Genomic DNA, 17,086 nt, shown 5'->3' on the forward strand with positions numbered 1-17,086 from the left:
TTACCGCAAGACGAGCCAATAAAAAACCCGCCTTTGCGGCGGGTTTAGTGAATTCTATTTACGCACTAGCTAACCCGCCCATTCCTTAGAATAGCGAGAATAATAATCAGCGCAGACGCTGAGTAAGCAGTATGTGTATTCGTGTTTTTAGGCATAGTATTTAAAAACAGTGCGCTGCTAGTGAGTATTTAATGACCCGAGTATCCTGTGCACAATGAAGAAAGTCAATGGGTTTTTAGGTATAGAAATTAGACCCATGCGAGTGGGTGGGCAAGCGGTAAGTGTAAGATGTAAGGTCTCACGCTACCCTAGGCTTCAAATATGGTAATGCGAATAATCGTGCCCTGCTTTAAACAATCATAAATATCTTTATCAGTGAACCCGCTATTGCGGAGAAGTTGCCTGGCAACTAGCTTAGCGCCTTTTGTACACTGCTTGTCACGTATTATTCGAAGTGCTTTGTTTAAATAACTAATAGAAGGCATGATAAATAACCTTACGCGCTAGGCGTGAGTTTTGTATGATATTTAAACGATATGTTTTGGTGTAATGATCATTCAAACCATACAAACTGTGTTACGAATTAAGGTGGAATTTGACCCTTGGAGTTACTTTATAGCTGGTTAACGGCCAATGATGCGATGTCGATGTCATCATCAGTAGTACTTGTTGTTACCTCCTTCTTTACGTCGATGATGACAGCAACGCTGGGTATTGGTGGCGGGGTCTTATTACTGGCAGTAATGGCCGGTACTATGCCAGTCAGTGCGCTGATCCCGGTTCACGGTTTAGTACAGCTTGGTTCAAATGGTAACCGTGCACTGATGACGGCAAGGCATATCGACTGGAATATGCTGAAGTATTTTTCTTTAGGAGCAATCGTTGGCGCTTTTTTGGCCTCGTTTGTTGTGGTTCAGCTGCCGTTGGTTATTATTCAATTTGCGGTTGCCGCATTTATTTTATTTCTGGTGTGGGGGAGTAAACCCAAAGCACAAGAAATGAACCCCGCGGGTAGAACATTGGCCGGAGTGGTAACCACGCTGGTTTCAATGTTTGTAGGTGCCACAGGGCCTCTGGTGGCAGCATTTGTACACCGAAATAATTACAGCAAAATGCAGATTACCGGCACGTTTGCCAGCTGTATGACACTGCAACACGGCCTTAAAGCGTTTGTTTTTACCTTTGTAGGGTTTTCTTTTGCCCAGTGGGCCGGGCTAATCATTATTATGATTGCCAGTGGTGCGCTCGGCACATTCATCGGCTTGAAAGTATTAAAGCGTGTCCCCGCTGAAAAATTTATGCTGGCGTTCAAGATAGTGGTGACACTGTTGGCCCTGCGGCTCTTGTGGCAGGCATTCTCAACCTTATTTCCCGCTGTAATCTGACACAGTTCTTTACCTTCAAAATACTTACGTTAGTGCGCAAGTTTTCATTTCTAGCGTTTAAAACGGCATGTGTATCAGACATTACGAGTAGATAAACCAGCGAAGGAGAATCACTGGTTTATCTTTATGCCTTTTGGAGTTTGAGTTTTAAACGGTTAGAACCTGTAGCTCAGCGATAAATGCCACTCTCGCCCCGCAGCGGGTACTCGCTCACCTACTGCAACATCAGTATTCATCACACGGTTAATTCCTGCTGTGTGTGGGGCGTAGTGTTTATCAAACAGGTTATGAACGGTTGCCGTTACCTGAAGGTTTGACTGTGCATTATCTATAAGGGTGAAAAGCCCCGTAATATGCACCAATCCATATCCAGCGGTAGTGTTTTCACTTTGTAGCGCTGAAACGTGGTTTTGTGCTCCTGCCAATTCTGACGTTAATTGGAGTGCCATTGGCGTATCAAGCAGCTGTGTGTCCCACTGAATGGTGGTGATCAGCTGTTCGGGGGCAATACGAAACAACGCATCGTCGATATCGTCGCGATTACCGTGCTGAACACTTGCTACTGCGTTAAGCCTTACGTTATCAAACACGTTACCCGAAACAGTCAGATCTGCCCCTTTGATTACGGCGTCCGTATTAGTCCACTGAAATGGTGTTGTGCCTGCCATCATGGTAGAGACCATATTGGCAGCCATATTCGTGCTGGGAGAACCAGTAATATAGTCTTCAATATCTTGATAAAAGAGACGAGGAGAAACTGACCAGCTTTTGAAACGGTAATCAATACCCACATCTATCTGGCGTGCAGTTTCGTTGTCTAGAGCCAAGTTACCAATGTAGTTAAATCCGTCTGCCATTCCCCCAGAAATACCAAGAGGTAGCCACGTATAGCGCTCGAAGTAAGTAGGGGCACGGTTTTTCTGCGATACCCCAAGGACAACATCGACATTGTCGCTGGCGTGATATCGCGTGCTAGCGGCAATATCTAACATGTTATAGCTCTTACTGCGTTCTGCCGCGTTGAAATCATCAACGAGTGAAGCAATGGCTGGGTTCATCATAACCATATTAGAACCGGCTAGCCCGGCATCCATGTCAACACGTGTATATCGGGTACCAATTGTTGTTGAAAAAGATGCTTTATCTCGCTGCCATTCTGCGTATACGCTGGCTGTGTCTTTTTCTACGTTGGTAAAGTTATCAACGAAGAACATGCCGTTATTAGGGTTGGTGATGGTCGAGTTATTCCTGCTGTGGTGCAGATAGGCACCCAGTTTGAGGTCACCTTCATAAAATGGCATTACATAGGTGGCATCCAAGCCTTGAGCAATAGCATCAGCGTTATTCTCTCTCGCCATATCGGCAGACATCACCATGCGCTGTGAGAAGTTGTCCATGGCATGTTGGTTGCTGTTGCCAAACCAGCTTAACGTGAAGAACTCCCTATCATTTGCGTTATAGCGATAGCCCAGTCGATACCAAGCGGCATCAATAAAACCAATGTCCATGGCTAAAGCAGGCGTGCCGCTTTCGTTAGTATTAAGTTGCTGATAACTCACATCGACTTGGTGATTGCCCCACTCGACGCCCGCCCTAAACTTACCGCCATTTCTTTGGTAATGGCTGTTTGGTATAACGCTGTTATCTCCCGACTCTTGTTCGTCGCGCTGCTGATGAGTGAAGGCGCCGCTAACAAAAGCCTGCTCACTCTTATAAAACAGATTGCCTTGGTATTGCTGACCGCTCCCCGGAGATATTGCGCTGGCACTTACGCTACCGCTAAAGCCTGTATTCAAGTCAAAAAGTGCTGAGGCATCAGAGTGAATGCGAAGCTTTCCGCCTAGCGTCTGCACACCTGCACTTACTGGCACAATCCCCCGGTAAAGGGTGGCGGTCAGTCCTGGCTCTGGCAGCACATGAGAAAGGGGCGAGTCCATGGCGTTTGGTCCTGCTCCAGCGATATCAACGCCATCAATGCTTACGCCAACTCGGTCACCGTAAAGTCCTCTATACTGAATAAGTCCGGTGACTGGGCCGTTTCGAGATATCGACACGCCAGGTAATGTGGCAAGCTGATCGCCAAAGTCAGCGTCAATATTGCTGGCAGCACTAACAGACTCTTGCTCGATATTTTGCGTGCTAAGGGAAAGCGGTGTGCCAATAACGGTGACCACTTCTGTCGAAGTGTTATCGGCCAAGTCGATGGTGTTTGCGTAAATGTGTACGGGCGCGCACGCAGTGAATACGGCAAGCGCAATGATAGATTGCTTCATAACAATTCCATTTTAAAAAACGAGTGTTGTGCATGGTGAAAGCATGCATGTTCAGTGTGTTTTGGAGGTTGTTATGCGTATGGTGGGGCACGACTTAGCGGCGCCGCGTAAGCAAAATCTGTAAAGGGCTTAGCCGCTAAACGCGCGACTAGAGCGCGATAGCGAACTAGTGATATCAAAGGTAATGTGGCAAGTAGTGGCTCGTCAACCTGAGGTAAGTCGGCTAACGTGCCATTGGTACAGTCAACGTGCTCGGCGGGTGCTTTGAGCAGTTCGGGGCTAACAAAAACGAACTCACCTTCAAACTCAGTGGCGCTAATTGAAATGTAGCGCATGGTCTTGCCAGTACAAATAAGTTCAATATCTTCACCTACAAACGCACGTGCTTGCTGCATAGTATGGGCAGCAAGGCCAAGTGCTAATGCATTCTGCAAAAGCATACAAAGGCAAAGTGTTAGTGTAAGTAGGCGTCTTAAAGTCATTTTTCTTTATCTGGTTAGCGCCTTTTTATCATAGCCTGCGTTTTGGTAATTTTTCTACCTATTATTTTTACGTATCTCCAACCCCCGCTTTTTTCAGCTTTCTGTAAAGTGTACGGGTACTCACTCCCAGCGCTTGTGCAAGTTGCTGGGTATCGCCTTCAAAAGACGTGTGAACCTGACGTAAGTATTGGCGTTCCAATTCGTCTAAGGTCACAACGTTACTGTGAGATGAAGAGGCATCATTGATAGCATCAGAGCTTATGTTATCGAGCTCGGGTAAGTCTGTATCGTAAATAACGGTTTCATCAGCCAGTAAAATAGCTTGGTCTACAATGTTTTTGAGTTCGCGAATATTGCCTGGGAACGGGTAGTTGGTTAGTTTTTCTAGCGCGTTTTTATGAAACCGTTTTTTCTCTTTAGACATTGCCAAAAAATGCGCGGCTATCAGTGCTATATCTGATTTTCTTTGTCTTAAAGAAGGGAGGTTGATAGGAAAACCGGCAATGCGGTAGTAGAGGTCTTGTCTGAATTCGCCCGTTTCCACCATGTGCTTTAGATTTTTGTGTGATGCACACACTAAACGAAAATCAGCCTTTTTAGACACTGTGCTTCCTACAGGTCGATAAGTTCGAGACTCGAACAGCCGCAGAAGCTTTACTTGTGTGGAAAGTGGGATATCGCCGACTTCATCAAAAAACAATGTGCCGCCTTCCGCTGCTTCTACGAGCCCTTTCTTATTTGTGGTTGCGCCTGTAAATGCCCCTTTTTCATAACCGAATAGTTCGCTTTCAAGCAGCGTGTCAGACATGCCGGTACACTCGATGACAACAAATGGTTTGCCAGCACGGTGACTACTCGAGTGAAGTGCTTGGGACACCAGCTCTTTACCCGTGCCGGTTTCGCCAAACAGTAGTACTGAAATATCTGAGTTAGCGGCGCGATTTATTTTGTTTAGCATTGCTTTAAATGCCTCTGATTCGCCGACCATCTTTCCTGCTGAAGGTCGGTTTGAGGCAAACGAAAGCTTATCAAGCATTTCCAAGAAACCTAATAATTCTCCGCTACCGTCGAAGATCGGGCGCATGAGGATGTCGCAGTAGCTTTGACCCTCACTGGTGGTATGAACGTGTACTACGCTAGCCGCTCGTCCTGTGGCTTTACTCTCTTGCATTGGGCAGTGCTCGCCGCACTTATCGCAAGGTTTGCTGTTGCGGTGAGAGACTTGATAGCAGGTACTAAAGCCAAGCTTTATATCCACAGGGTAGGTATCTCTGTAGGGCTGGTTGACAGCTTCAATAACGTAGCTTGGGTTAATGAAGATTGCGGGTTTATCTATCGCATCTATCATCGCTTGTACTATGGATATATTCATGGGTGGCTGAATATTAGTTTGTTCTAATTTAATTTTGGCAATTTATCATATTGGCATAGAGCTTGTTCACTGTTTGAGACAAACGACAATACTTCGGTAGCAACTCATTCAGTTCCAAAGAGAGTTTTATAATGAAAAATAGCGTAATGCTGGTGGCGATAAGCATATTGGCAAGTAGTGCTCATTCATTGGCAGATACAGTGACTGCCAATGAGAAAAAAAGTGAAAACAGTGTACAGGAAAAAGTCAAAGAAGCGCGATTACACGCAAAAGCACTGGGAGGCGCGCTAAAGTCACGACTACAGCAAGCAATTCAATCCGGAGGGCTAGAGGCTGGCGTTAACGAATGCCAGATTGCAGCGGCTCCTATTGCTCTGGCGCTTAGTCAAAACGGGTGGGAGGTTGGGCGTACCGCGCTGAAAGTAAGGAACCCAAACAATGCGGCAGATCAATGGGAGCGTGAGCAGTTAGCGTGGTTTTCACAATTACTGACCAAAGCTAAGCAAGACAATTTGGCCCCTAAAAGACCTATTGAAACTTATCAATACGATAGCGAAAGCGGTGAGTTTAGGTACATGATGGCGATTGAACAAGGTCAGGTGTGCATGGCATGCCACGGAGCCAATGTGGCACCTTCAGTAAAACAATCCATTCTAAAGCACTATCCCAATGATCAAGCTACAGGGTTTGAATTGGGTGATTTACGGGGTGCATTCACAATCACATATACCCCTTAACTTTTCCTTATACTCCACTTTTTGACATTCGGCTAAGCAGCCTTTTTCTTGTGCCATATTTGTCACCTAAATGACAAATATGGCGAACGCATCGCCATCAATTGTTGCGTTGGATCAATAAGCCACACGCTCGGTCGTGGAATAATTTATCTGCACAGTACGAAAATACCGCCGTTTATCGGTAATTGCGCTTAAGCAGCCAAATTACTGATGTATGGCATAAACCGTGCTCTTGCCATGCGGCATATTCACGTGTTCATCACTGAATTTTAAACCACTTTTCTGTTAAGCGTTTAACGCGCACACGAAATACAAGGGAGATAACCCATGAGCGATACGTTAATAGAACTATCGCGGTGGCAATTTGCATTAACTGCAATGTTCCACTTTATATTTGTACCCTTAACTTTGGGGCTTAGCTTCTTACTTGCCATTATGGAATCGGTATACGTAATGACGGGTAAAGAAATTTATAAGCAGATGACCCAATTCTGGGGAAAGCTGTTTGGAATTAACTTTGCCATTGGTGTAGCCACAGGCTTAACCATGGAATTCCAGTTCGGAATGAATTGGTCTTACTATTCTCACTATGTAGGCGATATCTTCGGTGCGCCACTTGCCATCGAAGGCCTAATGGCCTTTTTCCTAGAGTCTACCTTCGTGGGGTTGTTCTTCTTTGGCTGGGACAAAATGTCAAAGGTGAAGCATCTGATGGCGACTTGGCTGGTGGCCATTGGTTCAAACTTCTCTGCACTGTGGATCTTGATTGCTAACGGCTGGATGCAATACCCGGTAGGCGCTGAATTTAATTTTGAAGCCATGCGTATGGAAATGACCAGCTTTGCTGAGGTTATTTTTAACCCCGTAGCACAGGTTAAATTTGTTCACACTGTATCAGCAGGTTACGTGACCGGCGCAATGTTTGTGTTGGCAATTTCAAGTTACTACCTGCTTAATCATAAGCATATCGCCTTTGCGCGCCGTTCGTTCGCCATAGCTGCTAGCTTCGGCCTAGCCTCAACGCTTTCTGTGATCGTGCTAGGTGATGAAAGTGGTTATGAGCTTGGTGATGTACAAAAAGTGAAGCTGGCAGCAGTTGAAGCTGAGTACGAAACCCATCCTGCACCTGCGCCGTTTACTGTGTTTGGTATTCCAAACGACGAAAAGCAGGAAACCGAGTACGCCCTTCAAATTCCTTGGGCAATGGGCATTATTGCTACCCGTTCGTTAACCGAAGAAGTAAAAGGTATTAAGGATCTTAAAGAAGAGAATCGCGAGCGTATTCTAAGCGGAATTAAAGCCTATGAAGTGCTTGATGATGTAAGAAACGGCACCGCGACAGCTGAGCAACGTACTGCCTTCGACCAAAATAAAGACAGTTTGGGCTACGCTATGTTGCTAGAGCCTTTCACTGAGAACGTTTCAAATCCTTCTGATGCCGCGCTTCAACAGGCAGTAGATTACAGCATTCCGCCGGTTGCCCCATTGTTTTGGAGTTTCCGCCTTATGGTTGTGGCTGGCTTTATTATGCTTGCGCTATTTGTGTGCGCCTTTTACTACAGTACTAAACACAAGATTACTAAGCCACGTTGGCTATTAAAAAGCGCGCTCTACGGTTTGCCGCTTCCTTGGATTGCCTGTGAGGCTGGCTGGTTTGTCGCTGAATATGGCCGCCAACCATGGTCAATTGCAGAGGTGCTTCCGGTGCATACGTCGGTATCTAATCTCGCCGTAAGCGACGTGGTAATAACCCTTGTAGCCTACAGTGCTTTCTACACCGGCATGTTCATTATTGGTTTTTACCTAATGAAGAAGTTTGCCAAGAAAGGGCCAGTTCCACCTGAAGATAAGCAGCCTGACACTGAATTTGATCTTATTGACCTTGATGAGCAAGGAGCAAAAGCATGATTGATTATGAACTACTGAGAGTCATTTGGTGGTGCTTGGTTGGCGTTCTGCTAATTGGCTTCGCGGTTACTGATGGCTTCGATTTGGGCGTTGGAGCACTGCTCACGCTTATTGGTAAAAATGACAAAGAGCGCCGCGTAATGATAAATACAGTAGGGCCGCACTGGGATGGCAACCAAGTTTGGTTTATCACCGCAGGTGGCGCTATTTTCGCCGCGTGGCCGATGATTTACGCCACTGCGTTTTCTGGGTTTTACCTCGCGCTGGCCCTTACCTTAATTGCCCTTTGGATGCGCCCGATAGGCTTTGATTACCGCAGTAAATTACCTAACCCACAGTGGCGTAAAGCGTGGGATTGGGCGTTATTTGCTGGCGGTATTATCCCAGCCCTTATCTTTGGTGTGGCGTTTGGTAACCTGCTGTTGGGCGTACCGTTTGAAATGGACAGCACGCTTAAATCAACTTACACAGGCTCGTTCTTTGGCCTTTTAACACCGTTTGCGCTGGTGGCAGGGCTGCTATCTGTGGCTATGTTGCTGAATCACGGTGCAACCTGGCTACAAATGAAAACCGATGGCTTTATTGAAGTTCGCGCACGTGCAGTATCGGTTGTGTTAAGCCTGGCTGGTGTCACGCTATTTGTACTTGCAGGTCTTTGGGTAGCATTTGGATTAGATGGCTTCGTGATTACGTCGGCAGTCGATACCATTGCTACGTCAAATCTACTTAAGAAAGAGGTTGCCATTGAAGCTGGGGCTTGGATGAGCAACTACAGCAAATACCCCTTTATGATTGCAGCACCTGTGCTGGGCATTATTGCGGGTTTGGCCTGTGCGCTTTTCTCTAAGAAGGGTAATGCAGGTATGGCGTTTGTATCGAGTGCGCTATTTATAGCAGGCGTTATCTTAACGGCTGGCTTTTCTATGTTCCCATTCTTAATGCCAAGCATCACCATGCCAGAAGCGAGCTTAACCGTATGGGACGCTACGTCTAGCCATATGACGCTAAACGTAATGTTTATCGTTGCCTGTATCTTTGTGCCTATTGTACTTAGCTACACGGCCTATAGCTTTTACGTAATGCGCGGACGCATTAAAAACGAAGACCTCGACAAGTCTCACACCATTTATTAAGGAGAACGCTATGTGGTATTTCGCTTGGATTTTAGGAGTTTTGCTGGCGTGCTCTTTTGGCATTATCAACGCCATGTGGTTGGAGTCGACGGAAAATATGGATAGACCCGAAGACTAGGTGTTTTAAATAGCGCGGAGTTCATCCGTTTTCAAACACGCCGTAAACCCATCCATGGGGGCTCTTCAGCAGCGTCCCTGCTGCTGAAGGTTTGAAAACGGATGAACACCGCGCTATCAGTTTAATTGGCAGGTTCTTGCAGCCAGCCCACCACCACTTGGAAAAGAATGAAAAAGAAATGCGAGATTTGCTCTCGTTACTAAGTAACGAAAAAGAAGAGTCAAAACCACAGTGATCAAAGAAAAAGTTCCCAACCGGCAAACGCTTAATGCGTGGTGCAATAAGATGGATAAGGCGCAGTCGCTTGGCTTGCGCACTTCGCTTATGGCGCAAGTAGTGGTTAAGTGTTTGTCGCTTTTTTCTTTGATTATTGGGTTCTATTATTTTTCACATATTGCTCATGACTGGGTAGTAAACCAGACTCCTGCAACAGCGAGTGATGTCACAGGACTTGCCGTTTCTCTGGGAATGAGTTGGCTGCTTCAAGGCGCATTCAATGCTTTATCTAGTAGTGCAAAAATGCAGGTATTAAATAAGCTAGAACAGCGCTTGCAGCAGGTTTTCATCGAGCGTCAATATGCGCTTATTCGCCAGCACTCGGTTTACTATTGGCAAACGGTGTGGCTGCAGCACTTACAGGCTTTTGCTGACTGGGCACTTGAATATCGAGTGCAGCAAATGATTGCAGTTGTTGTCCCCTTGTTTGCTTTAGCCGTTATCTTTTATGTGAACCCCGTTATAGGGATTGGCCTATTACTAACATTGCCGGTAGTGCCGCTTTTTATGATCATTGTGGGCAAGGGAGCCGCAGCCCTACATCGAAAGCACTTTATCGCCCTTGAACGTTTGGGAAGTTTATTTACTGATAGGTTAGCCGCGCTGCCGATGCTGGCAAATTATCAGGCGCATCAAAAACAAACAGCCCTGCTTAAAGATGCCAGTGAAAATTTGAATGCGCGTACTATGAAAGTAGTGAGCGTAGCGTTTTTGTCCAACAGCGTGCTCGACTTCTTCGCAACACTCGCGGTTGCACTTACGGCAGTATTTATTGGTTTTTCACTGTTAGGTGAATTGAGTATTGGGCCGGAGATAGCGCTCCAGCAGGGCTTATGGATATTGCTGACTGTGCCATTGTTACTCAGTGAAATGAAAAAGTTGGGGCAGGTATACCATCAGAAGGCGCAAGCAGAAGCCGCCAAAGCTGAACTCGCGCCGTTATTCTCGTGCTTCACGCAAAATCTTGATGGTAGTGCAGTGAATCCGGTCAACGCTGACACAACCCACCATTATTCATCAGAACACGAGGTATTGCTTGCGGCTAAAAACCTTAAGGTTTTTGACATAAACGCCGGGCAAACTCACTCGCAAAGCTCTCACGCTACAACGGATGTGGATGAGCCGTCTGTGCTTTTGCACGCTGAATCTCTAGAAGTATCAAAGGGCGATATAATACTCATTAGCGGGCGCTCTGGTTCAGGTAAAACACTATTATTAGAAGCCTTAGGCGGTCAAAGACCTAGCACACATACATTCAGTGAACCGGTAATTTGGATTACCCAGCATCCCGTGATCACGCAAGGTACCGTGCGTGAAAATTTGTGCTTAAACGACAGCTTTACAGACGACGCGCTTACGAAAGCACTAGAAGCAGTAGAACTTGACGCGTGGCTGTCGTTATTGCCTTTGGGGCTTGATACGGTAATGACGGATTATCCGCTACTTTCAGGTGGAGAAGCGCAACGGCTGTCGTTAGCGAGAGCGCTGTTGCGCAAAGACAATATATGGTTACTAGACGAGCCTACAGCCCATTTGCCAGATTCCCAGCATGCAAGATTGGCACAGTTAATTGAACGTTTGGGTAGAGACAAAACGCTGATTTGGGCTTCTCACAAAGCACTCCCTGCAAACTGGTTTAACCGCTTTTGGACGGTATCGCGAAGTACGAATGAACAAGACGTTATTTCCAACTCAAACTTCAACTCAATGTCAAAATCAGAGGCAGGGCTTAAAAGCAAAATAGGCGCAGTACAAGACGGGCACCTACAAGGCTGTAGCAGCGTGACGGAAACGAGCTTTAAGATGAATGCCAATCAAAAGGAACGTAGCCTTGATGAAAAGTAAACCGGCTTATCTCACGCTGCTGCTTGCTCTTTTACACGGTGTGGCAGGAATAACCATTCTTGTTATTTCTTCGTGGTTTATTGCTATCAGCGCTATTGCACCAATAGGTTTTAATTACGTTATTCCCGCGGTGGTTATTCGCGCGCTAGCACTACTTCGCATTGCTTCGGGATATGCCAGTATGTGGGTGGGTCATAACGATTTGCTTACCCGTATCGCAGAGGGTCGCTTGCTTGTATTCAGTCAACTTAAAAACAGTAAAATTACCGACAAAGCATTCACAACAGAAGCATTAGCCCAGCATACCGAAACGCTTGCCAGTCGGTGGATTGCTTGGATAGCTCCGCTTTCTAACATCACATTTATATTCACTAACCTTTGCGTTGCTGCGGTATGGTTTGACCTTCCCGGCACCTCGTTTTTACTTACACTTTTTGTTATTTGGCTCTTCATCGTTGTGCTGCAAGGCTTTAGTGGTTTAAACGTTGCGAAAAAAGCGACAAAGGAAAATAAAGTGTTTCGCCAAGAGTCAGCCGACTTTCTTAACTGCAGCGCTATATGGCACTTAAATAAAGCAATGAACCACATGCCAAAGGAAGAGGGGAGGCATGTGATCAATAGTGTGCCGAGTGCTGACAGGGTGTGGCGACAACAAACTACGCAGAAAGACAAAGCGCAACGCGCGAGCTGGTGGTTTCAAGGCGCGGCATTTTTCGCGGTAGTGTTAGTTATGTCGGGCGCAGTAAGTCCAATATCTGACTTTTCGTATATGCCTATTGCTATTGTTGTGCCCATGATATTGATGGCTGCGCCTGATTGGGCTGGTGCAGCTTTTCACAGCATTACCAAGTTTGCACAGCACAAACAAAGCGCGAAAGCCCTTAAGAAGCTCAAAACCTCACCCATTAAAGTACTTGAACGCACCGAACTGCACCATTCACTTACGTTATCTGATTATACTGCCAAAAATAGACGCTTACCTTTGGTCAATGCTACATTCCCAGCCACTGGCATCGTATGTATATCCGGGCCGTCAGGCTGTGGTAAGTCATCTTTGCTTCAGTCAATTGCGGGGGTAGTGCCTTCTACTGGACTTAAAGAAGTGGATGGCATGCGTATAGCCGATGGCTTAATTAAAAACTGGCGCTATGTGGAACAAGAGCCAATAGTGCTTTCTGGCAGTGTCTCTTCAAATTTAGACCCTGCCGGAATGGGTATTCCCCTTGATGACATGACTAACCTGTTAGCTCAATTAGGGCTAGAGGCACTGTTGCCGTTGTCTATGTGGGTTGGCAAGGCGGGTAGGACGCTCTCTGGGGGAGAGCGTAAGCGACTAGCCTTAGCGCGCGCTATTTTATCTCACGCAAAAGTGTTGCTTGTTGATGAACCCTTCGAGGGCTTGGATGTGACTACTCAGCATAAAGTGTGTGAGGTATTAAATCGCTACGCTGCCAACCATCTCATCCTAGTTGCTTCTCACGTTACGCCAAGCGCGTTAAATGTATCATCAACACTACTATTAGAAGAGGCGAGAATGGATAACCTTTGTGCAGGTCAGCATGCTATCAGGTTGCCTTAATATACAGGATTGACCTCAGCTAAGCGGATCGCTCAAATTCTTCCGTGATTTCTTCCAACGTTCTTCCTTTTGTTTCTGGGAAGAACTTAGCAACTAATATCAGGCTGACTAAGGCAAACACGCCGTAAATTGCAAACGTGGCCGCGGCTCCCAAGTTGGCCAACTCCCAAGGGAAAACAACTTGAACTAGAAAACTGGTGAGTGAATTCACCATGCCCACTAATGAAATAGCCAAAGCGCGGGTTTGATTCGGAAAAATTTCAGCAAGCATTGCCCACATCACTGGGCCAAGAGACATCGCGAACGAAGCAACAAACGCAATAATGCCAAACAACACTAAAGGTGCATTCATATTAATACTGCTAGTTAGCAATGGTTGCTGATACGCATCGTATTCGTCGCTGGTAAGTGTGGTCTTTAGCGTGCGCTTAAACTCAACGTCTGAATAGTAAATATCGTTGGTTAGTGGAGTTAGCTTTATTGCCACACTCGGCGCATCTTGCTGTATTTCGTTTATGGCCGTTTGCTGTACTTGATATGTCGCCTGTTTAAAGCCATAGGTACAAATAGACATGCTGATCACTACGCCAGTTAAGCCAATCAGCAGCAGCGGTTTTCTTCCCCATTTATCAATAGTTAGCATAGCAACCACGGTAAATGCTACGTTAACCAAGCCAATCCATACAGCCTGCATAAATGCCGCATTGGTACCTACACCGCTTTGTTCAAAAATCGTGGGCGCGTAAAAAAAGATAACGTTAATGCCGGTAACTTGCTGAGCAATGGCAATAATAATGCCCACCATTAACGGAAATCGCATGGCCTTCGCCTTTAGAAAGCCTAGGCGTTCACGAAAAGGCCACGACTTTTCTTTAAGTGAAGACGCTATATCTTCAACAAGAGCGCTGGCTTGGGCTTTGTCGAATAAGCGGTTTATAACCTGTTCGGCTTCCTCGTGTTGGCCTTTGAGTACCAGCCACCTGGGGCTACGCGGAATAGTAAACAGTAAACCAAACCATAGTGCTGCGGGGATAACCTCCAAGCCCAGCATGTAGCGCCACAAATGCGTATCTATACTCCATTCAGTAACCCAACCTGCACCGCTATTGCTGAGCTGCAACAGGTAATAGTTGGTGAAATAGGATAGGGCGAAGCCAAATACAATGTTTAGCTGGTTCACCGACACCATTTTGCCTCGGTTTTCTGGGGCGCTTATTTCCGAAATATACAGCGGGGCAATGATCAGCGAACAAAACGCAATGCCGCCAATAAAGCGAGAAAGCACTAATAGTTCGAAATTAGGGGCTAGGGCTGAGCCGACAGAAGAAAGCAGGTAAAGGAAAGCGACAAGAATGAGTGCTTTGCGCCTGCCAATAGCGTCGCTAACGCCGCCGGCAAATAGCATGGCTATTAGCGCGCCTAGTGTCGGTGAGCTTACGACGAAGCCTTGCTGCCAATCGCTTAGGTTAAATTCGGCATCGATAAAGCCATTGGCTCCTGCTATTACACTGGCATCGAAGCCAAAAATAAACCCTCCAAGAGAGACAATGAGTGTGTAATACAGCGACGGAGACAGGGCTTTATTCATTTTATAATTTGCCTAATGTGTCCCTATTTACTACTTCGGGTTCAAATAAGTGCTCAATAGGAATAGGGCTTTTTATGTCATAAACATGTTGTAGCACCCAATAAGCAGCCATTTCTCCCATAGCGTGAATAGGGTTATTAATGGTAGTGAGTTTTGGATAAAGGTAGCGCGAAAACAGTACGTTATCGAAGCCAATGATAGAAAGCTGTGACGGTATATCAAATCCCGCTTCTCTTGCGGCGGTCATTGCACCAGAGGCCATTTCGTCGTTCGCGCATACCAATGCGGTAAAGTCAGAGAATGTTCTCTGAAGATGCTGCATGCCTTCTTGGCCTGATGACTCGTGGAAGTCACCTTCAAAGACACTGTTTTCACTAAAGGTAACCCCTGCTTCTTGAAGGGCTCTTTTGTGACCTGCCAGACGATCGCTCGCATCCTTTTTAAATAGCGGGCCGCTAATGTACGCAATCTTTTTGTGGCCTGCATCAATAGCAGCTTTCGTTGCCATGTAACCGCCTCTTTCGTTGTCCACAACAAAGCAGTTCTCGTCGAGAGCGTCCACTTTTCGGTTTATCACAACAACGGGGATCTTACTGTCTACTAGTGTTTTTAAGTAGTCATCGGAGACGGCTTCAGCGTGAAGAATCAAGGCATCGCAACGGCGGCTTTTTAAAAACTCAATAGCTTCGTGCTCGCGCTTTTCATCCACATGACCGGCGGTAATAATAACGTGCTTACCATTTTGTTTTAGCACATGTTCTACCGTACTCATCAGGTCGCCAAAGTATGAGCCGTGTAGTTCAGATACGAGCAAACCGACGCTGTTAGTGCGGTTTGACGCAAGAGATTGAGCGATGGCATTGGGTTGATATCCCAACGATGCCATAGCATCCTCTACTTTTTTGCGGGTGCGCTCGCTTACCTTCGCGTTGCCATTCATAACGCGAGAAACGGTAGCTAACGAAACACCTGCGGCCTCTGATACTTGGTAAATTGTTGCCATACGGTTTGGTACTTGTCCTTATTTGATACCGCTAATGTACCCATTTATCCGGCTCTTAACCAGTTTTGAATAAGCCAAAGCGCTTTGTTTTGGCGTACGTTTTTGGGTTTCGTAGTCGACATAAACTATGCCGAAACGCTTTGAATAGCCCAGCGCCCACTCAAAGTTGTCCATTAGGCTCCATGCAAAATATCCGCGTATGTCTACGCCTTTTTCTATTGCTTCATTTACCGCATTTAAATGGGTGTGGAAGTAGGCGGTACGCCCATTGTCCAACACTTCCCCATCTATGAGCTCATCATCCATTGCTGCTCCGTTTTCAGTGATATAGATAGGCGGTAAGTCGTAGCGTTGGTGCAAATCAACAAGCAGCTCGGTAAAGGCATCAGGAGTGATTTCCCAGCCCATTGCGGTTAATTCGGTTGTGGCTGGAGGCACAATTTCAAACCAACCATTGCCATCACTTTGATACACAGTGCGGGTGTAATAATTAATGCCTAAGTAATCGATTGGTTGGCAAATAATAGCCATATCACCTTCCGCAATGTCTGGCTTAACGTCGGGAGCGAGCTTATCGATAATGTCTGGATATTTGCCTTCAATAATAGGTTTTAAATACCATTGGTTTTGGTAATCATCGGCGAGTTTGGCGGCGTGTATGTCTTCCGGTGAATCACTTTTTGTATGGCAATTGCTAAAGTTAAGTACGATACCGTTTTGGCTTTTTGGGCAAACTCGGTTAAGCACCTTCAACGCTAAACCGTGAGCAAGCAATAAGTGATGCGCTGCCTTTCGGCCATTTGCCATGCCTGTCTTTCCAGGTGCATGAATGCCTGCCTCATAACCCAAATAGGCTGAACAAAATGGCTCATTTAATGTCGCGTAAGAGTGGACTTTTTCGCCCAACGCGTTTGCTACGGCTTCAGCATATTTTTCGAATTCATAGGCTGTGTTGCGATTAAGCCAGCCACCGTTGTCTTCAAGGTGTTGCGGTAAATCCCAGTGATAAAGCGTAACGAACACTTTCATGCCGCGCTTGATAACTTCATTGACTAAGTTTACGTAAAAGCGCATGCCCACTTCGTTTACGCTACCGTCCTGTTTCATCACTCGCGGCCACGAGATAGACAGTCTATAAGCATCAACACCAAGAGAATCAATTAGCTCTACATCTTGTTTCCACAAATCTATGTGGTTACAGGCAATGTCACCGTTAGTGGCATCAGTAATGGCATTTTTCTTTTCGCAGAACGTGTCCCAAATACAATCTAATCTTCCTTTTCTGTCTCCCTCTATTTGGAAACTTGATGTAGCCACACCAAACAAAAAGTCTTTCGACAACATCATTGAATTGGATGGAAGGTTAATTTCTTGCATCGTGGGTATG

Annotated in this window: 14 protein-coding genes; 7 read left to right on the plus strand and 7 right to left on the minus strand. The window is 46.1% G+C overall.

Going from position 1 to position 17,086, the window contains the following annotated elements:
- Window positions 1-308 precede the first annotated feature (308 nt).
- Window positions 309-485, minus strand: a complete 177-nt coding sequence (locus tag KUL49_RS20780; RefSeq protein ID WP_014977695.1) for a hypothetical protein — start codon at window positions 483-485, stop codon at window positions 309-311.
- Window positions 486-602: 117 nt separating this feature from the next.
- Here KUL49_RS20780 and KUL49_RS07630 point away from each other — a divergent pair, with 117 nt between their 5' ends.
- Window positions 603-1,385 (plus strand): sulfite exporter TauE/SafE family protein, encoded by a 783-nt coding sequence (locus tag KUL49_RS07630; RefSeq protein ID WP_101566267.1) that lies wholly within the window; start codon window positions 603-605, stop codon window positions 1,383-1,385.
- 155 nt (window positions 1,386-1,540) lie between these two features.
- Here KUL49_RS07630 and KUL49_RS07635 read toward each other — a convergent pair whose 3' ends face one another.
- The 3 genes from KUL49_RS07635 to KUL49_RS07645 all read right to left on the minus strand — a co-directional run bounded on the left by KUL49_RS07635 (window position 1,541) and on the right by KUL49_RS07645 (window position 5,488).
- Window positions 1,541-3,658, minus strand: a complete 2,118-nt coding sequence (locus KUL49_RS07635; protein WP_131136928.1) for a TonB-dependent siderophore receptor — start codon at window positions 3,656-3,658, stop codon at window positions 1,541-1,543.
- A gap of 71 nt (window positions 3,659-3,729) precedes the next feature.
- Window positions 3,730-4,098, minus strand: coding sequence for a hypothetical protein (locus KUL49_RS07640; protein ID WP_242633771.1), 369 nt, complete (start codon window positions 4,096-4,098; stop codon window positions 3,730-3,732).
- Between the two features lie 109 nt (window positions 4,099-4,207).
- Window positions 4,208-5,488 (minus strand): sigma-54-dependent Fis family transcriptional regulator, encoded by a 1,281-nt coding sequence (locus tag KUL49_RS07645; RefSeq protein WP_131136968.1) that lies wholly within the window; start codon window positions 5,486-5,488, stop codon window positions 4,208-4,210.
- Window positions 5,489-5,643: 155 nt separating this feature from the next.
- Here KUL49_RS07645 and KUL49_RS07650 point away from each other — a divergent pair, with 155 nt between their 5' ends.
- The 6 genes from KUL49_RS07650 to KUL49_RS07675 all read left to right on the plus strand — a co-directional run bounded on the left by KUL49_RS07650 (window position 5,644) and on the right by KUL49_RS07675 (window position 13,108).
- The gene (locus KUL49_RS07650) at window positions 5,644-6,249 is read left to right on the plus strand and encodes a DUF3365 domain-containing protein (protein WP_131136930.1); all 606 of its coding nucleotides are present in this window, start codon (window positions 5,644-5,646) and stop codon (window positions 6,247-6,249) included.
- Between the two features lie 327 nt (window positions 6,250-6,576).
- Complete coding sequence (locus KUL49_RS07655; protein WP_039229177.1) at window positions 6,577-8,157, plus strand: cytochrome ubiquinol oxidase subunit I; 1,581 nt, start codon at window positions 6,577-6,579, stop codon at window positions 8,155-8,157.
- Complete coding sequence (gene cydB, locus KUL49_RS07660) at window positions 8,154-9,290, plus strand: cytochrome d ubiquinol oxidase subunit II (protein WP_131136931.1); 1,137 nt, start codon at window positions 8,154-8,156, stop codon at window positions 9,288-9,290. Before KUL49_RS07655 ends, cydB begins: the two co-directional genes overlap by 4 nt.
- A gap of 10 nt (window positions 9,291-9,300) precedes the next feature.
- The gene (gene cydX / locus KUL49_RS07665) at window positions 9,301-9,408 is read left to right on the plus strand and encodes a cytochrome bd-I oxidase subunit CydX (protein WP_061096111.1); all 108 of its coding nucleotides are present in this window, start codon (window positions 9,301-9,303) and stop codon (window positions 9,406-9,408) included.
- 285 nt (window positions 9,409-9,693) lie between these two features.
- Window positions 9,694-11,529, plus strand: a complete 1,836-nt coding sequence (locus KUL49_RS07670; RefSeq protein WP_373995656.1) for an ATP-binding cassette domain-containing protein — start codon at window positions 9,694-9,696, stop codon at window positions 11,527-11,529.
- Complete coding sequence (locus tag KUL49_RS07675; protein WP_131136933.1) at window positions 11,519-13,108, plus strand: ATP-binding cassette domain-containing protein; 1,590 nt, start codon at window positions 11,519-11,521, stop codon at window positions 13,106-13,108. The genes KUL49_RS07670 and KUL49_RS07675 overlap by 11 nt, the downstream gene beginning before the upstream one ends.
- A gap of 19 nt (window positions 13,109-13,127) precedes the next feature.
- Here KUL49_RS07675 and KUL49_RS07680 read toward each other — a convergent pair whose 3' ends face one another.
- Genes KUL49_RS07680 through KUL49_RS07690 form a run of 3 tightly spaced genes read right to left on the minus strand, consistent with a single transcriptional unit; the run spans window position 13,128 to window position 17,076 of the window.
- Entirely contained in the window at window positions 13,128-14,696 is a 1,569-nt protein-coding gene (locus tag KUL49_RS07680) for a sugar porter family MFS transporter (protein WP_131136934.1), read from the minus strand.
- A 1-nt stretch (window position 14,697) separates the two neighbouring features.
- Window positions 14,698-15,699: a LacI family DNA-binding transcriptional regulator gene (locus KUL49_RS07685; protein WP_075177262.1), complete on the minus strand. Its 1,002-nt coding sequence runs from the start codon at window positions 15,697-15,699 to the stop codon at window positions 14,698-14,700.
- 18 nt (window positions 15,700-15,717) lie between these two features.
- Entirely contained in the window at window positions 15,718-17,076 is a 1,359-nt protein-coding gene (locus tag KUL49_RS07690; RefSeq protein WP_131136935.1) for a GH1 family beta-glucosidase, read from the minus strand.
- Between the last annotated feature and the right edge of the window lie 10 nt (window positions 17,077-17,086).

Origin of the sequence: Alteromonas sp. KUL17 (assembly GCF_006538305.1) — a bacterium.
In the GTDB taxonomy this organism is placed as follows: Bacteria; Pseudomonadota; Gammaproteobacteria; order Enterobacterales; family Alteromonadaceae; genus Alteromonas; species Alteromonas macleodii.

Coding starts and splice junctions, on each gene's coding strand:
- KUL49_RS07675 (WP_131136933.1), top strand. CDS start 11,519: ATGAAAAGTAAACCGGCTTATCTCACGCTGCTGCTTGCTCTTTTACAC.
- KUL49_RS07670 (WP_373995656.1), top strand. CDS start 9,694: ATGGATAAGGCGCAGTCGCTTGGCTTGCGCACTTCGCTTATGGCGCAA.
- KUL49_RS07640 (WP_242633771.1), bottom strand. CDS start 4,098: ATGCTTTTGCAGAATGCATTAGCACTTGGCCTTGCTGCCCATACTATG.
- KUL49_RS07680 (WP_131136934.1), bottom strand. CDS start 14,696: ATGAATAAAGCCCTGTCTCCGTCGCTGTATTACACACTCATTGTCTCT.
- cydB (WP_131136931.1), top strand. CDS start 8,154: ATGATTGATTATGAACTACTGAGAGTCATTTGGTGGTGCTTGGTTGGC.
- KUL49_RS07635 (WP_131136928.1), bottom strand. CDS start 3,658: ATGAAGCAATCTATCATTGCGCTTGCCGTATTCACTGCGTGCGCGCCC.
- KUL49_RS20780 (WP_014977695.1), bottom strand. CDS start 485: ATGCCTTCTATTAGTTATTTAAACAAAGCACTTCGAATAATACGTGAC.
- KUL49_RS07655 (WP_039229177.1), top strand. CDS start 6,577: ATGAGCGATACGTTAATAGAACTATCGCGGTGGCAATTTGCATTAACT.
- KUL49_RS07645 (WP_131136968.1), bottom strand. CDS start 5,488: ATGATAGATGCGATAGATAAACCCGCAATCTTCATTAACCCAAGCTAC.
- KUL49_RS07690 (WP_131136935.1), bottom strand. CDS start 17,076: ATGCAAGAAATTAACCTTCCATCCAATTCAATGATGTTGTCGAAAGAC.
- cydX (WP_061096111.1), top strand. CDS start 9,301: ATGTGGTATTTCGCTTGGATTTTAGGAGTTTTGCTGGCGTGCTCTTTT.
- KUL49_RS07650 (WP_131136930.1), top strand. CDS start 5,644: ATGAAAAATAGCGTAATGCTGGTGGCGATAAGCATATTGGCAAGTAGT.
- KUL49_RS07685 (WP_075177262.1), bottom strand. CDS start 15,699: ATGGCAACAATTTACCAAGTATCAGAGGCCGCAGGTGTTTCGTTAGCT.